We start from the raw sequence: 17939 nt of genomic DNA, 5'->3' as shown, positions 1-17939 counted from the left end.
ATCGTGGAGAACCTGATTGCGCTGCTGATCGCGGCGCCCCTGCTCGGAGCGGCCGTGCTGCTGTGCGGCGGCAGAAGGCTGGACGCGGTCGGCCACTGGCTCGGCACGGTGCTCGCCGCCGTCTCCTTCGTGTTCGGTGCCGTCCTCTTCACCGACATGCTGGGGAAGGCCGCCGACCACCGGACCGTCACCCAGCACCTGTTCAGCTGGGTGCCGGTGGCCGGCTTCCAGGCCGACGTCACCTTCCGGCTCGACCAGTTGTCGATGACGTTCGTCCTGCTGATCACCGGAGTCGGCTCGCTCATCCACCTGTACTCGGTCGGGTACATGGAGCACGACGAGCGCCGACGCCGCTTCTTCGGCTATCTGAACCTGTTCCTCGCGGCGATGCTGCTGCTCGTCCTCGCCGACAACTACCTGCTGCTGTACGTCGGCTGGGAGGGCGTCGGCCTCGCCTCCTACCTGCTGATCGGCTTCTGGCAGCACAAGCCCAGCGCGGCGACCGCCGCGAAGAAGGCGTTCATCGTCAACCGCGTCGGCGACATGGGCCTGTCGATCGCCATCATGCTCATGTTCACGACGTTCGGGACCTTCGCCTTCGGCCCGGTCCTCGGCCACGTCGGGGACGCGAGCGAGGGCAAGCTCACCGCGATCGGCCTGATGCTGCTGCTCGCCGCCTGCGGCAAGTCGGCCCAGGTGCCGCTGCAGTCCTGGCTCGGGGACGCCATGGAGGGCCCGACCCCGGTCTCGGCCCTGATCCACGCCGCGACCATGGTGACCGCGGGCGTCTACCTGATCGTCCGCTCCGGAGCGATCTTCAACGCCGCGCCCGACGCACAGCTGGTCGTCACCGTCGTCGGTGCCGTCACGCTCCTGTTCGGTGCGATCGTCGGTTGCGCCAAGGACGACATCAAGAAGGCGCTGGCCGGCTCGACCATGTCGCAGATCGGCTACATGGTGCTGGCCGCGGGCCTCGGACCCATCGGCTACGTCTTCGCGATCATGCACCTGGTGACGCACGGCTTCTTCAAGGCCGGGCTGTTCCTCGGCGCCGGCTCGGTCATGCACGGCATGAACGACGAGGTCGACATGCGCCGGTACGGAGGCCTCAGGAAGTACATGCCGATCACGTTCGTCACCTTCGGCCTCGGCTACCTCGCGATCATCGGCTTCCCGGGTCTGTCCGGCTTCTTCTCCAAGGACAAGATCATCGAGGCGGCCTTCGCGAAGGGCGGCACCGAGGGGTGGATCCTCGGCGGCGCGGCCTTGCTGGGCGCGGCCATCACGGCGTTCTACATGACGCGGGTGATGCTGATGACGTTCTTCGGCGAGGAGCGGTGGCGCCATGCCCCGACCCCGTCCCCGGCCGAACCGAGCGTGGAGCCCGCCGCCGAGACCCGGGGCGAGCACGCGGAGCCGCACCCGCACGAGTCGCCGGGTGTCATGACGATCCCGATGATCGTGCTGGCCGTCGGATCGGTTTTCGGCGGTGCGTTCTTCAGCATCGGCGACCGCTTCCTGCACTGGCTCGAGCCGGTCACCGGGCACAGTGAGGGGCACTCGCCGGTCAGCGCCTTGACGGTCACGGGAGCGACCATGGTGTGCCTGGTCATCGGCGTGGCCATCGCCTGGGCGCAGTACGGCCGCAGGCCCGTCCCGGCCGTCGCCCCGCGCGGCTCCCTGCTCACCCGGGCCGCCCGGCGCGACCTGCTTCAGGACGACTTCAACCACGTCGTCCTCGTCCGGGGCGGAGAGCACCTCACGCGCTCCCTGGTGTACGTGGACCACACCCTGGTCGACGGCGTCGTCAACGGCACGGCGGCCTCGGTCGGCGGCCTGTCCGGCCGGCTCCGCCGACTGCAGAACGGCTACGCACGGTCGTACGCCGTCTCGATGTTCGGCGGTGCGGCGGTGCTCGTCGCCCTGACCCTGCTGATGAGGGCGGTCTGATAGCGATGTCCTTTCCCCTGCTGACAGCGACGGCGGTGCTCCCGGCCGTGGGGGCGATCGCCACGGCCGCGGTCCCGGCCGCGCAGCGCACCGCCGCCAAGTGGCTGGCGCTGGTCGTCTCGCTCGCCACGCTCGCGCTCGCCGCGGTGATCGCCTTCCGCTTCGAACCGGGCGGCGCCCGGTACCAGTTCACCGAGTCCCATGCCTGGATCAAGGACTTCGGGGTGCGGTACGAGCTGGGGGTGGACGGCATCGCGGTGGCGCTCATCGCGCTGACCGCGCTGCTGATCCCGTTCGTGATCCTGGCGGGCTGGCACGACGCGGACCCGCTGGAGACCGGAAGCCGCCGCTGGCGGCCGACGCAGGGCTTCTTCGCCCTGATCCTGGCCGTAGAGGCGATGGTGGTCATCTCTTTCGAGGCCACCGACGTCTTCGTCTTCTACATCTTCTTCGAAGCCATGCTCATCCCGATGTACTTCCTCATCGGCGGCTTCGGGGACCGCGCCCACGAGCAGGGCGAGAAGGCGGCCGCCACACAACGGTCGTACGCCGCCGTGAAGTTCCTCCTCTACAACCTGGCCGGCGGCCTGATCATGCTGGCCGCGGTGATCGGCCTGTATGTGCAGGCGGGCAGTTTCTCCCTCCCGGAGATCGTGCAGGCGCGGGCGAACGGTTCGCTGCACATGGCGACCAGCACGGAACGCTGGCTGTTCCTCGGCTTCTTCTTCGCCTTCGCGGTGAAGGCGCCGCTCTGGCCGCTGCACACCTGGCTGCCCAACGCCATGGGCGAGGCCACCGCCCCCGTCGCCGTGCTGATCACGGCGGTCGTGGACAAGGTGGGCACGTTCGCGATGCTGCGCTTCTGCCTCCAGCTGTTCCCGGAGGCGAGCAAGTGGGCGACACCGGTCATCCTCGTCCTGGCCCTGATCAGCATCCTGTACGGGGCGCTGCTGGCGGTCGGTCAGCGGGACATCAAGCGGCTGGTGGCCTACGCGTCGATCTCGCACTTCGGCTTCATCATCATGGGCATCTTCGCGATGACCAGCCAGGGCCAGTCCGGGGCGACGCTGTACATGGTCAACCACGGCATCTCGACGGCCGCCTGGATGCTGGTGGCGGGCTTCCTGATCTCGCGCCGCGGCTCGCGTCTGATCGCGGGGTACGGCGGCGTGCAGAAGGTGGCGCCGGTGCTCGCCGGCACCTTCCTGATCGGCGGCCTGGCGACGCTGTCCCTGCCGGGGCTCGCGCCGTTCGTGAGTGAGTTCCTGGTGCTGGTCGGCACGTTCACACGCCATCCGGTGATCGGCATCATCGCCACCTTCGGCATCGTCCTCGCCGCGCTGTACACCCTCGTCCTGTACCAGCGGACGATGACGGGCCCGGTGAAGGCGGAGGTCGCGGCGATGCCGGACCTGCGGGTCCGCGAACTCGTGGTGGTCGTCCCGCTGATCGCGTTGCTGATCTTCCTGGGTGTCTACCCGAAGCCGGTCACCGACCTGGTCAACCCGGCGGTTCAGCACACCATGTCCGATGTACACCAGACCGATCCCAAGCCCGCAGTGGAGGCGGCCAAGTGAGCGCAACAGCCGTCCACAGCCTGTGGACAACCGCGGCCGACCCGATCGCGAAGATCCAGGCGCCGAAGATCGAGTACGGGCAGTTGTCGCCGACCCTGATCGTCATCGGTGCCGCGCTCGTCGGGGTGCTGATCGAGGCGTTCGTGCCGCGCAAGTCCCGTTATTACGCACAGGTGTTCCTGTCCGTCGTCGCGCTCGCCGCCGCGTTCGCCGCGGTGGTGGCGCTCGCCGCCGACGGATACGGCACCACCAAGGCCCATATCGCGGCGATGGGCGCGCTCGCGGTCGACGGGCCGTCCTTGTTCCTGCAGGGCACGATCCTGCTGGCGGGCCTGCTCGGCGTGTTCACCTTCGCCGAGCGGCGCCTCGACCCGGCGGCGCACGGCAACCGCGTGGACTCGTTCGCCGCGCAGGCCGCGTCCGTGCCGGGCAGCGAGAGCGAGAAGGCCGCCGTCAGGGCGGGCTTCACGACGACGGAGGCGTTCCCGCTGCTGCTGTTCGCGGTCGGCGGCATGCTGGTCTTCCCCTCGGCGAACGACCTGCTGACCCTCTTCGTCGCCCTGGAGGTCTTCTCGCTGCCGCTGTACCTGCTGTGCGCGCTCGCCCGCCGCAAGCGGCTCATGTCGCAGGAGGCCGCGGTCAAGTACTTCCTGCTCGGCGCCTTCGCCTCCGCCTTCACGCTGTTCGGCATCGCCCTGCTGTACGGCTACGCGGGCTCGGTGTCGTACGCGCGGATCGCCCAGGTCGTCGACGGCACGGTCACGAACGTCGACCCGGCGCTGGCCAACACCATGGGCAACGACGTGCTGCTGCTCGTCGGCGCCGCGATGGTGGTGATGGGCCTGCTGTTCAAGGTGGCCGCGGTGCCGTTCCACATGTGGACGCCGGACGTGTACCAGGGTGCGCCGACCCCGGTGACCGGCTTCATGGCGGCGGCGACCAAGGTGGCGGCGTTCGGCGCCATGCTGCGGCTGCTGTACGTGGTCCTGCCGGGCATGCGCTGGGACTGGCGGCCGGTGATGTGGGCGGTCGCGATCGTCACCATGCTGGGCGGTGCGATCGTGGCGATCACGCAGACCGACATCAAGCGGATGCTGGCGTACTCGTCGATCGCGCACGCGGGATTCATCCTCGCGGGTGTCATCGCGACCACGCGGGACGGCGTGTCCTCGGTCCTGTTCTACCTGGCCGCGTACTCGTTCGTGACGATCGGTGCCTTCGCCGTCGTCACCCTCGTCCGCGACGCGGGCGGCGAGGCCACCCACCTGTCCAAGTGGGCCGGGCTCGGCCGCAGGTCACCGCTGGTCGCGGCCGTGTTCGCGGTGTTCCTGCTGGCGTTCGCGGGCATCCCGCTGACCTCCGGCTTCGCCGGGAAGTTCGCGGTGTTCAAGGCGGCGGCGGAGGGCGGGGCGATCCCGCTGGTCGTGATCGGTGTGATCTCGTCCGCCGTGGCGGCGTTCTTCTACATCCGGGTGATCGTCCTGATGTTCTTCAGCGAACCGCGCCCCGAGGGCCCGACGGTCGCGGTCCCGTCCCCGCTGACGATGACGGCGATCGGGCTCGGCGTGGCGGTCACCGTGGCGCTGGGTGTGGCCCCGCAGTACTTCCTCGACCTGGCGAACCAGGCGGGGGTGTTCGTGCGCTGAGGCGTTCGGCCGCTTACGGGCAACGGCCCGGCACCCGCTCGGGGGGTGCCGGGCCGTGCGCTGCTCGGGCTACTGCTCGTCGGTGCGACGCGTCCTGATCTGGGTGAGGTCCAGGTCCACGGGGAACGGAACGTCCATCTTCATCCGCTCGCGGAAGATTCCGACGCTGGTGTATGTGCCGGTCGTGGGCTCGAGCTCGAAGGCGTGCACGGCTGCGCGGCCCTTCTCGTTCTCGACGCGCCAGTAGTGGGGGATCCCGGCCCGGGCGTACTTGAGGGGCTTGGTCTCGCGGTCACGGGAGACGGAGTCCTCCGACACGACCTCGATGGCCAGGACGACAGCCTCTGCCGGGAACCGGGTCTGACCCGGGTCCTCCACCACGTCCGCGTGCACCACCACCACGTCGGGCTCCGGCCTGTTCTGGCGGTCGAGGTCGATGGTGAACTCGCGGAACACCTCGAGGTCCGCAGGCGCCAGAGACTGGAGCTGCCACTTGAAGAAATCGATGGCACGCTCGTGAAAGATGGTCTGCGGACTCACGAAGACCAGGCTCCCGTCGATCAGTTCCGTGTGCGGAGGCAGATTCGGAAGCCGGTCCAGGTCGTCGGCGGTCCAGCCGCCCTCCGGCGGGATCGGCCAGGTGGGCGTGGACGCCTTCGGTGCGACGCTCATCAGTGCTCCCATGGGACGGAGTCTCGCCGGTTCATTCAGACTATCGACCGGAAACGGGCAGGTCTCCCACGCACGTGTGAACGATGGTCGTGTCCTTGACCGAGGTCGGAGAGGCGCTTGTGGATAACTCCAGGGCTGTCGGCAGTGACCCCTATCGTGGACGCAGTGGTCGAAGGACGACCGACGGGGGACGGGCGATGGACGGGACGGCTGTGATGACCGAGGTGGGCGCGCCGGCGGTGGACGGTGGGAGCGAGGCGCTGGCCACCCTGCACCGGGTCTTCGGGTACGACGCCTTCCGCGGTGAGCAGGAAGCGGTCATCGAGCACGTGGTGGCCGGCGGCGACGCCGTCGTGCTCATGCCGACCGGCGGCGGCAAGTCGCTGTGCTACCAGATCCCGGCCCTGGTCAGACCCGGTACGGGAGTCGTGGTCTCCCCGCTCATCGCCCTCATGCAGGACCAGGTGGACGCCCTGCGCGCGCTCGGCGTGCGCGCCGGGTTCGTCAACTCCACGCAGGACTTCGACGAGCGGCGCGTGATGGAGGCGCAGTTCCTGGCCGGCGAGCTGGACCTGCTCTATCTGGCGCCGGAGCGGCTGCGCCTGGAGTCCACCCTCGACCTGCTCTCCCGCGGCAAGATCTCCGTCTTCGCCATCGACGAGGCGCACTGCGTCTCCCAGTGGGGCCACGACTTCCGCCCCGACTACCTGGCACTGTCCCTGCTCGGCGAGCGCTGGCCGGACGTGCCCCGCATCGCGCTCACGGCGACGGCGACCCGGGCGACGCACCAGGAGATCACCCAGCGGCTGAACATGCCGGGGGCCCGCCACTTCGTGGCCAGCTTCGACCGGCCCAACATCCAGTACCGGATCGTGCCGAAGGCCGACCCCAAGAAGCAGCTGCTGTCCTTCCTGCGCGAGGAGCACACGGGCGACGCCGGCATCGTCTACTGCCTCTCGCGGAACTCGGTGGAGAAGACGGCCGAGTTCCTGACCCGCAACGGCGTCGAGGCCGTGCCGTACCACGCGGGCCTCGACGCGGGCACCCGCGCCGCCCACCAGTCCCGCTTCCTTCGGGAGGACGGCCTGGTGGTGGTCGCCACCATCGCCTTCGGGATGGGCATCGACAAGCCGGACGTGCGGTTCGTGGCGCACCTGGATCTGCCGAAGTCGGTCGAGGGCTACTACCAGGAGACGGGCCGGGCGGGCCGTGACGGACTGCCGTCCACGGCCTGGATGGCGTACGGGCTGAACGACGTCATACAGCAGCGCAAGCTCATCCAGTCGGGTGAGGGCGACGAGGCGTTCCGCCGCCGGGCCCAGGCACACCTGGACGCCATGCTGGCGCTGTGCGAGACCGCCCAGTGCCGCCGCGGCCAACTGCTCGCCTACTTCGGCCAGGACCCGGAGTCGGGCGGCTGCGGCAACTGCGACACGTGCCTGGAGCCGCCGGACACCTGGGACGGGACGGTCGCGGCGCAGAAGGTGCTGTCCACGGTGTGGCGGCTGGACCGGGAGCGGCGGCAGAAGTTCGGCGCGGTCCAGATCGTCGACATCCTGCTGGGGCGGCGCACGGCCAGAGTCATCCAGTTCGACCACGACCAGCTGTCCGTTTTCGGCATCGGCGAGGAGCTGACCGAGGGCGAATGGAGGGGCGTCATCCGGCAGTTGCTGGCGCAGGGGCTGCTCGCGGTCGAGGGTGAGTACGGGACGCTGGGGCTGACCGAGGCCAGCGGTGCGGTGCTCCGACGGGAGCGTGAGGTACCGCTGCGCAAGGAGCCGAAGAAGCCGGCGGCGGCTCCCCGGTCGTCGTCGCCGTCCGCGCGGTCCGACCGCAGGCCGAAGGCGGCCGCAGCCGAGCTGCCCCCGGAGCTGGCCCCCGCCTTCGAGGCCCTGCGTGCCTGGCGTGCCGAACAGGCCCGGGAGCAGGGCGTCCCGGCGTACGTCATCTTCCATGACGCCACGCTGCGGGAGATCGCCACCGTGTGGCCCACGTCGATGACGCAGCTCGGCGGTATCAGCGGGATCGGCGAGAAGAAGCTGACCACCTACGGGGAGGGTGTGCTCGGCGTGCTCGCCTCGCTGGGCGGAGCGCCGGCCGCCCGGCAGGCCGCGGCGCCGAGCGACGAACCGGAGCCGGACGCCTGGCCCGGGACGGACGGCGAGCCGGAGCCGGACGACTGGGTATGAGCCGCCCGGCCATGAGGCGGTCGGCAGGGCTCACAGCGCACGTGCCGCGTACGCCCTGACATCCGCGTCGGAGTCCGTCGTGGCCGTGGCGAGGGCCGCGCGGGCGTCCTCCGTGCGGGTGTGCCGGGTCAGCGCCAGGACGGCCGCCTTCCGGACGTCCGCGTTGGGGTCGGCGAGGGCTTTGGCAAGGGCGGGGACCGCCACCTCGGGGTCGGCTGCGGTGAGCGCGGCGGCTGCCCCGGCGCGGACCTGCCAGGCCGGGTCGGACAAGGCGTCCGTGGCGCGGTCGGCGAGCGGTGGCGGGCAGCCGACAGCGGCCAGTGCGCCGTAGGCGGCCGCACGGACCAGCGCGTCCGGGTCGTCGGTGAGGGTGGTCAGGGCGGGTAGGACGCCGTCCGGTCCTGCCGAGTCCCCGCCGCCGGAGCCTCCTGCGCCCATTGTGCCGAGGGCCTTGGCGAGCGTGACGCGGACCTCGCGGGACGGGTCGGTGGTCGCCGCTCGTACCAGCGGTGCGACCGCGTCGACCGAGACCAGGGCCCGTACAGCCTCGATGCGGACCGCCGTGTCGGAGTCGGCGAGAGCACCGGTGAACAGTTCGGCGTCGCCCAGCCGCAGGGCCCTCAGGACGTCCAGCGCGGCGGCTCGGACGACGGCGTCGGGCTCGGACACGGCGCAGGCGAGGCCATCGCGCAGGGTCGGCTCCGGTGGCAGCGTCTCGACGAGTTCCCGCAGGGAGGCGGCAGCGGCGACACGTACGTCGGCGTCCGCGTCGCTGAGCAGGGCGGCGAGCGCCGGACCGGTGCCGAGCGGCACGGTCTCGGTCAGCACCGTGACGGCGGTGCGGCGGACGGAGGGGTCGGGGTCGGCCAAGTAGGGCCGCAGAGCAGCGAGTTCCGGCTGTTCGTCCGCCAGGGCGAGGAGGTCGAGCAGACGGGGCGACGTCGGCGCGTCCCGGTCGGCGACGGAGGCGACGGCCTTGTCGTCCGCCGTGGGCCGCGGCCGCACCGCGGTGGGTGCCACATCCCGCGCCCCGGCGGTCGCCACCTGCTCGGGACGCACCTCGCCGAGTCGCCGGGAGGCACCCCCCAAGGGGGCGAAGCCCTCCACCGGAACCAGGTAGGGAGCCACGGGGCGTGCCGTGAACTCCATCGCACCAGAGGGGGACTTGTGCAGGTCGAGATGGTGGAACCAGGACGCGTCGTCGCGCTCCGGGTGGTCGATGCGGTCGTGGTAGAGGCCCCAGCGGGACTCCGTGCGGGCCAGGGAGGCGCGGGCCGCCATCTCCGCGCAGTCGCGGATGAAGGTCACCTCCGCGCAGCGCATCAGCTCGTGGGGGGTGCGGGCGCCCATCGAGGCGATGTCGGCGTGCATCCGCTCGAACGCCTCCAGCGCCAGGGAGAGCCGGGCGCCGGACTTCGGCGGGGCCACGTAGTCGTTCACGAAGCGGCGCAGCTTGTACTCGACCTGGGGCTGTGGCGGGCCGTCCGGGTTGCGCAGCGGCCGGTAGATCAGCTCGTGCGCCTCGCGGAGCTGGTCCTGAGGCAACTCGCCCTCGTAGGTCTGGTACTGCGCGGCGTCCTGGCCGGCCAGCTCACCGAACACGAACGCGCCGATCATGTAGTTGTGCGGCACACAGGCGAGGTCACCGGCCGCGTACAGGCCGGGGACCGTCGTCCGGGCGTGGTCGTCGACGCGGACGCCCGAGGCCGAGTGGCCGCCGCACAGGCCGATCTCCGAGATGTGCATCTCCACGTCGTGGGTGCGGTAGTCGTGGCCGCGGCCCGCGTGGAAGGTGCCGCGCGTCGGGCGTTCCGTCGAGTGCAGGATCGACTCCAACGCCGAGATCGACTCCTCCGGCAGATGGCTCAGCTTGAGGTACACCGGGCCTCGGTCCGAGGCCACCTCCTGCGCGAACTCCGCCATCATCTGCCCGGACCAGTAGTCGGAGTCGACGAAGCGTTCGCCGTGCCGGTTGACCTGGTAGCCGCCGAAGGGGTTGGCCACGTAGGCGCAGGCCGGTCCGTTGTAGTCCTTGATCAGCGGGTTGATCTGGAAGCACTCGATGCCGGTCAGCTCGGCGCCCGCGTGGTAGGCCATCGCGTAGCCGTCGCCGGCGTTCGTCGGGTTCTCGTAGGTGCCGTACAGGTAGCCGGAGGCGGGCAGGCCGAGGCGGCCGCAGGCGCCGGTCGCGAGGATCACCGCGCCCGCTCGGACGGTCACGAAGCGTCCGGTGCGGGTGTGGAAGCCCACCGCGCCCACGGCCCGGCCCCCGGACGTCAGCACCCTGACCGGCATCACGCGGTTCTCGATCCGGATCCGCTCCCGCATCTCGCGCCGCCGCAGCTGCCGGTACAGGACCTTCTTGACGTCCTTGCCCTCCGGCATCGGCAGCACGTAGGAGCCCGACCGGTGCACCTGGCGGACCGCGTACTCGCCGTGCTCGTCCTTCTCGAACTTCACCCCGTACGACTCCAGCCGCTTCACCATGGCGAAGCCGCGGGTCGCGGTCTGCCGGACCGTCGACTGGTCGACGATGCCGTCGTTGGCGCGGGTGATCTCGGCGACGTAGTCGTCGGGCTCGGCGCGCCCGGGGACGACCGCGTTGTTGACGCCGTCCATGCCCATGGCGAGCGCGCCGGAGTGCCGGACGTGCGCCTTCTCCAGCAGCAGGACGTCCGCACCGTGTTCGGCGGCCGTCAGTGCCGCCATGGTGCCGGCCGTGCCGCCGCCGATGACCAGGACGTCACAGGAGAGTTCCTCGGCGTCGGTGAGGGCGGGGATCTCCATCGGGGTGTCCACCAGGGTCGCCTTTCGCGTGCTCAGGAACCGAGTGAGGAGAGGACGTCGCGGCGCAGGGCGAGCCGCGCCGGGTCGTCGTGCGCCGTACGGTCGCGCGGGCGCGGCACGTCCCGTACGGCGAGGAGCCGGCCCGTGCCGAGCAGCGCCAGCCGGTCGCCGAGGTACAGGGCCTCGTCCACGTCGTGGGTGACGAAGACGACGGTCGCGCCCGTGCCGCGCAGCACCTCCACCAGCAGGTCCTGCATGCCGGCGCGGGTCTGTGCGTCGAGGGCGCCGAAGGGCTCGTCCATGAGGACGGTGCTCGGGCCGGCGGCGAGGGCGCGCGCCAGTTGCGCGCGCTGGCGCTGGCCGCCGGAGACGCGGTGCGGCAGGTGCCGTGCGCGGTCGGCCAGTCCCACCCGGCCCAGCCAGGCGTCGGCCTGGGTACGGCGCTCGGCGCGCGGAACGCCCTTGACGGCCAGGGGAAGTTCGACGTTTGCGCGCAGCGTGCGCCAGGGCAGCAGGGCGTCCTCCTGGAACACCAGCGCCCGGTCCGCGGCGGGCCCGTTCAGGGGGTGGCCGTCCTGCTCCACCGTCCCGGCGAGCGTCGGCAGCAGCCCGGCCAGCGTCCGCAGCAGGGTCGACTTGCCGCAGCCCGAGGGGCCGACGACGGTGAGGATCTCGCCCGGGGCGATGTCCAGGTCGACGCCCTCGAGGGCCGGTGCCCCCGGGCGGCCGAGCGTGGCTGACCGCAGGCTGAGGCCGGCACCGGTGCGGGACGGCGACAGGACGTCAGACGAGCTGGTCATCGGGGACCTCCGCAACGGCTGTACGGGTGTTGCGCGTCAGCGGCGCGGAAGCGGCCGAGCGCTCCCGGGGAACGCGGTCTGCGGCGGTGTGGGAGGTCCGCGGGAGCCAACGGGTCAGACGGCGCCCGAGCAGCTCCACCGCCGTGGACGTCACCCAGCCGAGCACGCCGATCGTCACCATGCCGACGAAGACGTCCGGGTAGTCGACGACCGTGTAGTCCTGCCAGGTGCGGTAGCCGACGCCGTACTGGCCGGAGATCATCTCTGCGGAGATCACACAGATCCACGACACGCCGATGCCGACGGACAGGCCGCCGAAGATGCCGGGCAGCGCGCCCGGCAGGACGACCGAGCCGAGGACCCGCCACCGGCCGCCTCCCATGGTCCGCACCGCCTCCTCCCACACCGGGGTCAGCGCGCGCACCGCGTGCCGGGTCGAGACCAGCACGGGGAAGAAGGCGGCCGTGCAGGTGATGAAGACGATGCCCTGTTCGTTGCTGGGGAACAGGAGGATCGCGACGGGAACCAGTGCGATCGCAGGGATCGGGCGGACCACCTCCAGCAGCGGGCCGAGCAGGTCCTCGGCGACGCGGGAGCGGGCCACGAGCACGCCGATGGCCACCCCGAGGACCGCCGCCAGCAGGAAACCCGTGAGGATGCGGGTCAGGCTGTCGGTCAGGTCCGTCCAATAGTCGACGCCGGAGAGCCGGCCGGCGAAGGCGCGGGCCACCTCGGTGACCGTGGGGAACTGCGAGAAGCGCAGCCACACGTCGACGTTCAGGCCGGTCAGCAGCTGCCACAGACCGAGGGCGGCGGCCAGGGACGCCACCCTCAGCACATACCGGCGGTACCGGCTCATGACGCCCGTCCCAGCGCGTCGGCGTACGAGATCGTGCGCGTCCCCGGGTGCGCCGCCACGTACGTCTGCGCGGTGGACGGCGCGACGAAGGGGAGCAGCCGGCTGCCGTCCACCACCCACACCGCCCTGTCGGCGAACCACAGGGTGCCGGTGGTGGTGTCGGGCACGTATGCGGCCCGGATGTCCGAGCGGTGCTGCGCCACGTACTTCAGCAGCTCATCGGGGGTCTTGAAGGTCCGCGTGGTGTCGGCGCCCTTGGACCACACCTCGCTCGCGGCCGGCGGAGGCGTCGCGGCGAGATCCTTCGTGTACGCCGAGCCGAGTGCCTTCTTCGCGTACTGGTCGTCGACGAAGGAGTCCACATCGATGTCGCCCGTCAGCTTCTCGGACTCAAGGATCGACACGTCCTGCTTGAGCGCGGACACCAGCTGCGGCTTGACGGCCGGGTCGAAGGTGGAGATGCCGTGGGCGCCGTTGTAGAGGTAGACGACCTCGGCGGGCAGGCCGGTGGCCTTCGCGACGTTCTCGGCCGCGGCCACGGGATGGGCGTTCAGGTAGTCGGTCGCCTGCGCCTGCGCCTTCAGGAAGGCTTCCAGGACGGCCGGACGCTGCTTCGCGAAGTCCTCGCGGGCGGTGACGCCGTGGAACGTCGGCAGGTTCAGCTGCGCACCGTCGTACAGCGCCTTCGCCTTGCCCTGGTAGGCGAGCAGGCCCGGCCAGGCCACGAACTGGCTCAGCGCGTCCGCGCTGCCCGCCGCGAGCGCCGAAGCGCCCACCGCGGGCTGCTGGTTGAGCTTCTCGACGCCCTTGTCCGGGTCGATGCCGGCGCGCTGAAGGGCTCGTACGAGGGTGCCGTCCGCGGCGGAGCCGACGCTCGTGGAGACCTTCCTGCCCTTCAGGTCCTGCAGGGAGGAGAGCTTCGAATCGGGTGCGGTGACGATGGTGTTGAGGCCGCCGCGCAGGTTGTAGCCGGTGACGGAGACCAGGTGGGTGGGGCGGCCCAGCTGCCTTCCCCGGGCCGCGTTGATGAGGAGCGGGAAGTCGCCCATCGAGCCGATGTCGATCTTCCCGGCGGTCATCTGCGCGGTGATGGGGGCTCCGGTCGCGTAGTCCTGCCAGACGACCTTGTAGGTGTGGCCGTCGTGCAGGGCGCCCAGCTGCTGCTCGAAGTAGCCCAGGGAGCGCAGGAGGGTGCCCGCGGTGACGGTGTTGATGGTCTTGGACTGATAACCGACGGTGACGGTGATCGTGGAGCCGGTGCCCGCCTGTGCGCTCGTGCCGCAGGCGGCGAGCGGAAGGAGGAGGGCGGCCGTGGCGAGGGGGACTGTCGTGCGTTTCATGGGAGTTCGGGCCTCTCAGCGGAGCAGGTAGGGCATGTTGACCGTGACCGCTCCGGTGGGACAGCGGGCCGCGCACGGTCCGCAGTACCAGCACTCGTCGACGTGCATGTACGCCTTGCCGCTGCTCTCGTCGATGGCGAGGGAGTCCAGCGGGCACATGTCCACGCACAGGGTGCAGCCGTCGATGCACTTCAACTCGTCGATGGTCACGGGCACGTCAGCCCGCTGGGGCGCCAAGGGCATGGCTGTCTCCAGGAAGGTGCCCGGACAGGGCGAAAGGGGGGCGAACAGGGATTACAGAGACCGGTGCAGCAGACCGCTCATGGTGATGCGGTCGCCGCGGAAACGGATGAACTCCAGGTCGACGGGCCGGCCGTCGGCGAGGTGGGTGAGGCGTTCCAGCATCAGTACGGCGGCGCCGCGGGGGGCCTGGAGCACGGCGGAGGAGTGGGCGTCCGCGTTCACCGCTTCCAGGGTGATCTCGGCGTGGCCGAGGTGTTGGCCGGTGACGGCTTCCAGGAGGCGGAAGACGTCGGTGTTCTCCAGGTCGGCGTCGAGGAGGGCGGTGCCGATGTCGAGGGGGATGTAGGTGAGGTCCAGGGAGAGGGGGAGGCCGTTCAGTCTGCGCAGGCGTTCGATGTAGAGGACGTCGGCGCCGGGTGGGACGTGGAGGCGCTCCGCCACGGGGGCGGGTGCGGGGGCGGGGCCCAGGGTGCGGACCTCGTTGGTGACGCGGCCGTGTTCGTGCAGGGTTTCCGCCAGGCCCATCAGCCGGTCCAGTCCGTGGGGGTACTTGCGGGCGGCGACGATCGTGCCGACTCCCGGCAGCCGGTCCACCAGGCCCTCGGCGCGGAGGAGGTCGAGGGCCTGGCGGACGGTGTTGCGGGAGGCGCCGTAGTCGGTGCCGAGGGTGGTTTCGTGCGGGAGCGTGCCGTCCGGGAAGCCACCGGTGAGGATCTGGTGGCGGAGGAGATCGGCAAGCTGCCTGGCCTGGTCCGCACGCAGCCGGCGACGCGTGCGGTGGGCGGCGACGGTGGTCGTGGCGCCCTGACCGGCGTGGTCTCGGATGCGGTCGGTGGGTGGCATGTTTTGAACCATACCGAGGCGGTAGGGAAAGCTGTGTTGCCGAAGTGTTGCGCCATGTACCGGGGCGTCACATACGCTCGTGACCTGCGCGTTCCATGGCCGCGAGGGCAAGATCTGCCACTGCCGGGTAAGTGCCCACCCGTGCCGCCCCCGGGGCCCCAGGCCGTTGAGGCTCCGGGGGAGGCACGGCTGCCCGCAGCGACGGCCGACCGCCCGCGGCCAGGGCCTCTCGTTGGATCAGGCCCGGCCCGATCCGGACGAAAGCCCCTGGGTCAGGCTGGGCACCACCCGCCCCGTCACCTCCCCGAGACCCACTCGCGTCCCACCCGGACCCGGCGCCCACGCGGTCAGTGTCACCACGTCCCCGTCCTCCAGGAACGTCCGTTTACCGTCCGGAAGTTCGAGAGGGTCGCGCCCGTTCCACGTCAGCTCCAGCAGTGAGCCGCGTTCCTGCTCCGTCGGGCCGCTCACCGTGCCGGAGCCGTAGAGGTCGCCCGTGCGCAGGGACGCGCCGTTCACCGTCATGTGCGCCAGCTGCTGGGCCGCCGTCCAGTACATGGTGGAGAACGGCGGCTCGGAGACGACATGGCCGTTGATCGCGACGGAGATGCGCAGGTCGTAGCCACCCGGTTCCTCCTGTGAGTCGTCCAGGTACGGCAGCAGCGGATGCGTGCGCTCGGGCGGGGCCACCCGCGCCTCCTCCAGCGCGTCCAGCGGGGTGATCCACGCCGAGACCGACGTGGCGAACGACTTGCCGAGGAACGGCCCGAGCGGCACGTACTCCCAGGCCTGGATGTCCCGCGCCGACCAGTCGTTGAGCAGGCAGAGCCCGAACACATGGTCGCGGAAGGCCGTGAGCGGCACCGGCCGCCCCAGCCGTGACGGCACGCCCACCACGAAGCCCACCTCGGCCTCGATGTCCAGACGGACGGACGGCCCGAACACCGGTGCCGGGTCGGCGGGCGCCTTGCGCTGTCCCGACGGCCGCACGACATCCGTGCCCGACACCACCACCGTGCCGGACCGGCCGTGGTAGCCGATCGGCAGATGCTTCCAGTTGGGGGTCAGGGAGTCCGCCGCGTCCGGGCGGAAGATCTGCCCGACGTTGCGGGCGTGGTTCTCGGAGGCGTAGAAGTCGACGTAGTCCGCGACCTCGAAGGGCAGGTGCAGCGTCACCTCCGAGAGAGGGTGCAGCAGCGGTTCCACGGTCTCCCGGTGCGCGGGCACCGTCACCCACGCCGTCAGTGCCCGCCGCACATCCGACCAGGTGGTGCGGCCCGCGGCCAGCAGCGGGTTCAGGGACGGACGCGCCAGCAGGGAGGCGTACGGGGAGCCGAGCGCCGTGGCCGCCGCGCCCGCGTCGAGCACATGGTCGCCCAGACGGACGCCGACGCGCCGCTCGTCGGAGCCGGCGGGGGAGAAGACGCCGTAGGGAAGGTTGTGCGGGCCGAAGGGGTCGCCCTCGGGGACGTCGAAGGGGGGCATGGGATGCTGCCTCGCTTTCGTGCACTTCGGGTGTGCCGTGCATGGGGGTGCGTTCCAGTGCGTTCCATGTGGTCGCCGCACACGTTACGGGTGAGTCATCTGTCTTGGGCAGTGTCTAAAGAGTTTGCAATGTCCGTATTGGTCTTGTCGGAGGGGGCAATTCCGGCTTAGCGTCCTTTGGGGGACACGGGCGGGGTGGGTCCGGTCCGTAGGGGGGACACGTGGGGGGACCCGTGGCCAGGAGCACCGGCGGTGTGCCGTTCGACGCGGACCGCGACGTGCCGGGGCTCATCGTGAAGTTCGGCGACTACCCGCTGCACCACGGCGGGGTCGGCGCGATCCGCAGCCTCGGCCGGCTCGGTATACCGATGTATGCGATCACGGAGGACCGCTACACGCCGGCCGCGGCCTCCCGCTATCTGCGGCGCGCCTTCGTGTGGCCGACCACCGGGACCGAGAAGCCGGAGCGGCTCGTGGAGGGCCTGCTGCGCGTCGGGCACCGTATCGGCCGACCGACGGTCCTCGTCCCCACCGACGAGGAGGCAGCGGTCCTGATCGCCGAGCACCAGGACGCCCTGACCGGACCCTTCCTGTTACCCAGGGTCGAGGCGGGGCTCCCACGCCGCCTCGCCAGCAAGCAGGGCCTGCACGAACTGTGCGTGGAACACGGCATCCCCAGCCCCCGGGCGGCCTTCCCGCAGTCGTACGACGACATTCTGCGCTTCGCCGACGAGGCCCGCTTCCCGCTCGTGGCGAAGAACCGCGAGGCGTTCGTGCGCCGCCAACGGCCCGCGGTGGGCGGCACGACGAAGATCACCACCCGTGAGGGGCTGCTCAGGCTCGCCCGCGACTGGGGCGAGAGGCCGGGCGTGATCCTCCAGGAGTACCTGCCCCGGGAGCAGGCCGAGGACTGGATCGTGCACGCCTACTTCGGCCAGGACTCCACCCCGCTCGCCCTGTTCACCGGCGTCAAGGTGCGCTCCTGGCCGCCCCACGCTGGCATGACGGCCAACGCGTACGTCGTCGACAACCCGGAACTCGCCGACCTCGCCGCACGTTTCATCAAACAGATCGGCTTCACCGGCATCGTCGACCTCGACCTGCGCTTCGACCGGCGCGACGGACAGTACAAACTGCTCGACTTCAACCCGCGCATGGGCGCCCAGTTCCGGCTGTTCGAGAACGAGTCGGGGGTGGACGTCGTCCGCGCCATGCACCTGGACCTGACCGGCCGCGCCGTACCGGAGGGGGAACAGCGCGCCGGCCACCGGTACATCGTGGAGAACATCGACCTGCCGGCCCTGCTCGCCTACCGCCGCAGCGGCTACACGACACCGCACGCGCCGGTCCGTGCGAGCGGCACGGAACTGGCCTGGTTCGCGGGGGACGACCCACTGCCGTTCGTCACGATGCTCGCGCGCTTCGTGCGGCCGGGCGCGAAGCACCTCTATCAGCTGTGGCGGACCAACCGCCGCGGCAGCACGACCCGTACGTCGTAGGCGTACGACCGGTACGTCGAGGCGTACGACCGGTACATCGCAGGCGGTC

General features: G+C 70.8%; 13 protein-coding genes. 5 read left to right on the top strand and 8 right to left on the bottom strand.

Annotated elements, in window-relative coordinates; all coding sequences use genetic code 11:
* The first annotated feature begins 3 nt into the window (after positions 1-3).
* The 3 genes from nuoL to nuoN are packed head-to-tail and all read left to right on the top strand — an operon-like array spanning position 4 to position 5173.
* On the top strand, positions 4-1950 hold the full coding sequence (nuoL, locus tag ACFYZE_RS15685; protein WP_388993163.1) for an NADH-quinone oxidoreductase subunit L: 1947 nt from the start codon (positions 4-6) through the stop codon (positions 1948-1950).
* Positions 1951-1955: 5 nt separating this feature from the next.
* A complete protein-coding gene (locus tag ACFYZE_RS15680; protein ID WP_388993160.1) occupies positions 1956-3527 on the top strand; it encodes an NADH-quinone oxidoreductase subunit M in 1572 nt (523 codons plus the stop codon).
* Positions 3524-5173, top strand: a complete 1650-nt coding sequence (gene nuoN / locus ACFYZE_RS15675; RefSeq protein WP_388993157.1) for an NADH-quinone oxidoreductase subunit NuoN — start codon at positions 3524-3526, stop codon at positions 5171-5173. Before ACFYZE_RS15680 ends, nuoN begins: the two co-directional genes overlap by 4 nt.
* 69 nt (positions 5174-5242) lie before the next feature.
* On the opposite strand, the gene ACFYZE_RS15670 is transcribed toward nuoN, so the two are convergent.
* The gene (locus tag ACFYZE_RS15670; protein ID WP_388993154.1) at positions 5243-5845 is read right to left on the bottom strand and encodes a Uma2 family endonuclease; all 603 of its coding nucleotides are present in this window, start codon (positions 5843-5845) and stop codon (positions 5243-5245) included.
* A 197-nt stretch (positions 5846-6042) separates the two neighbouring features.
* On the opposite strand from ACFYZE_RS15670, the gene recQ reads away from it, so the two are divergent.
* Complete coding sequence (gene recQ / locus ACFYZE_RS15665) at positions 6043-8034, top strand: DNA helicase RecQ (RefSeq protein WP_388993151.1); 1992 nt, start codon at positions 6043-6045, stop codon at positions 8032-8034.
* Positions 8035-8064: 30 nt separating this feature from the next.
* Here recQ and ACFYZE_RS15660 read toward each other — a convergent pair whose 3' ends face one another.
* The 7 genes from ACFYZE_RS15660 to fahA all read right to left on the bottom strand — a co-directional run bounded on the left by ACFYZE_RS15660 (position 8065) and on the right by fahA (position 16391).
* Positions 8065-10821: a fumarate reductase/succinate dehydrogenase flavoprotein subunit gene (locus ACFYZE_RS15660; protein ID WP_388993481.1), complete on the bottom strand. Its 2757-nt coding sequence runs from the start codon at positions 10819-10821 to the stop codon at positions 8065-8067.
* A gap of 32 nt (positions 10822-10853) precedes the next feature.
* The gene (locus tag ACFYZE_RS15655) at positions 10854-11621 is read right to left on the bottom strand and encodes an ABC transporter ATP-binding protein (protein WP_388993148.1); all 768 of its coding nucleotides are present in this window, start codon (positions 11619-11621) and stop codon (positions 10854-10856) included.
* Positions 11605-12480 carry an ABC transporter permease gene (locus ACFYZE_RS15650; protein WP_388993145.1) on the bottom strand — a complete coding sequence of 292 codons (876 nt, stop codon included), beginning with the start codon at positions 12478-12480 and terminating at the stop codon, positions 11605-11607. The genes ACFYZE_RS15655 and ACFYZE_RS15650 overlap by 17 nt, the downstream gene beginning before the upstream one ends.
* Positions 12477-13820, bottom strand: a complete 1344-nt coding sequence (locus tag ACFYZE_RS15645) for an ABC transporter substrate-binding protein (RefSeq protein WP_388993142.1) — start codon at positions 13818-13820, stop codon at positions 12477-12479. Before ACFYZE_RS15645 ends, ACFYZE_RS15650 begins: the two co-directional genes overlap by 4 nt.
* Before the next feature lie 15 nt (positions 13821-13835).
* The gene (locus tag ACFYZE_RS15640) at positions 13836-14063 is read right to left on the bottom strand and encodes a ferredoxin family protein (RefSeq protein WP_388993139.1); all 228 of its coding nucleotides are present in this window, start codon (positions 14061-14063) and stop codon (positions 13836-13838) included.
* A gap of 51 nt (positions 14064-14114) precedes the next feature.
* The gene (locus ACFYZE_RS15635) at positions 14115-14906 is read right to left on the bottom strand and encodes a GntR family transcriptional regulator (RefSeq protein ID WP_388993136.1); all 792 of its coding nucleotides are present in this window, start codon (positions 14904-14906) and stop codon (positions 14115-14117) included.
* 237 nt (positions 14907-15143) lie between these two features.
* Positions 15144-16391 (bottom strand): fumarylacetoacetase, encoded by a 1248-nt coding sequence (gene fahA / locus ACFYZE_RS15630; RefSeq protein ID WP_388993133.1) that lies wholly within the window; start codon positions 16389-16391, stop codon positions 15144-15146.
* A gap of 254 nt (positions 16392-16645) precedes the next feature.
* Between fahA and ACFYZE_RS15625 the strand changes: the two genes are divergently transcribed.
* A complete protein-coding gene (locus ACFYZE_RS15625; protein WP_388993478.1) occupies positions 16646-17890 on the top strand; it encodes an ATP-grasp domain-containing protein in 1245 nt (414 codons plus the stop codon).
* Positions 17891-17939: the final 49 nt, after the last annotated feature.

Source organism: Streptomyces sp. NPDC001796, assembly GCF_042892355.1.
GTDB lineage: Bacteria > Actinomycetota > Actinomycetes > Streptomycetales > Streptomycetaceae > Streptomyces.
The sequence above is the reverse complement of the archived record's forward strand: the minus strand, read 5'-3'. Positions and strand labels throughout refer to the sequence as shown.

Coding starts and splice junctions, on each gene's coding strand:
- ACFYZE_RS15660 (WP_388993481.1), bottom strand. CDS start 10,821: ATGGAGATCCCCGCCCTCACCGACGCCGAGGAACTCTCCTGTGACGTC.
- ACFYZE_RS15670 (WP_388993154.1), bottom strand. CDS start 5,845: ATGAGCGTCGCACCGAAGGCGTCCACGCCCACCTGGCCGATCCCGCCG.
- ACFYZE_RS15635 (WP_388993136.1), bottom strand. CDS start 14,906: ATGCCACCCACCGACCGCATCCGAGACCACGCCGGTCAGGGCGCCACG.
- ACFYZE_RS15650 (WP_388993145.1), bottom strand. CDS start 12,480: ATGAGCCGGTACCGCCGGTATGTGCTGAGGGTGGCGTCCCTGGCCGCC.
- ACFYZE_RS15680 (WP_388993160.1), top strand. CDS start 1,956: ATGTCCTTTCCCCTGCTGACAGCGACGGCGGTGCTCCCGGCCGTGGGG.
- ACFYZE_RS15655 (WP_388993148.1), bottom strand. CDS start 11,621: ATGACCAGCTCGTCTGACGTCCTGTCGCCGTCCCGCACCGGTGCCGGC.
- ACFYZE_RS15645 (WP_388993142.1), bottom strand. CDS start 13,820: ATGAAACGCACGACAGTCCCCCTCGCCACGGCCGCCCTCCTCCTTCCG.
- fahA (WP_388993133.1), bottom strand. CDS start 16,391: ATGCCCCCCTTCGACGTCCCCGAGGGCGACCCCTTCGGCCCGCACAAC.
- ACFYZE_RS15640 (WP_388993139.1), bottom strand. CDS start 14,063: ATGCCCTTGGCGCCCCAGCGGGCTGACGTGCCCGTGACCATCGACGAG.
- recQ (WP_388993151.1), top strand. CDS start 6,043: ATGGACGGGACGGCTGTGATGACCGAGGTGGGCGCGCCGGCGGTGGAC.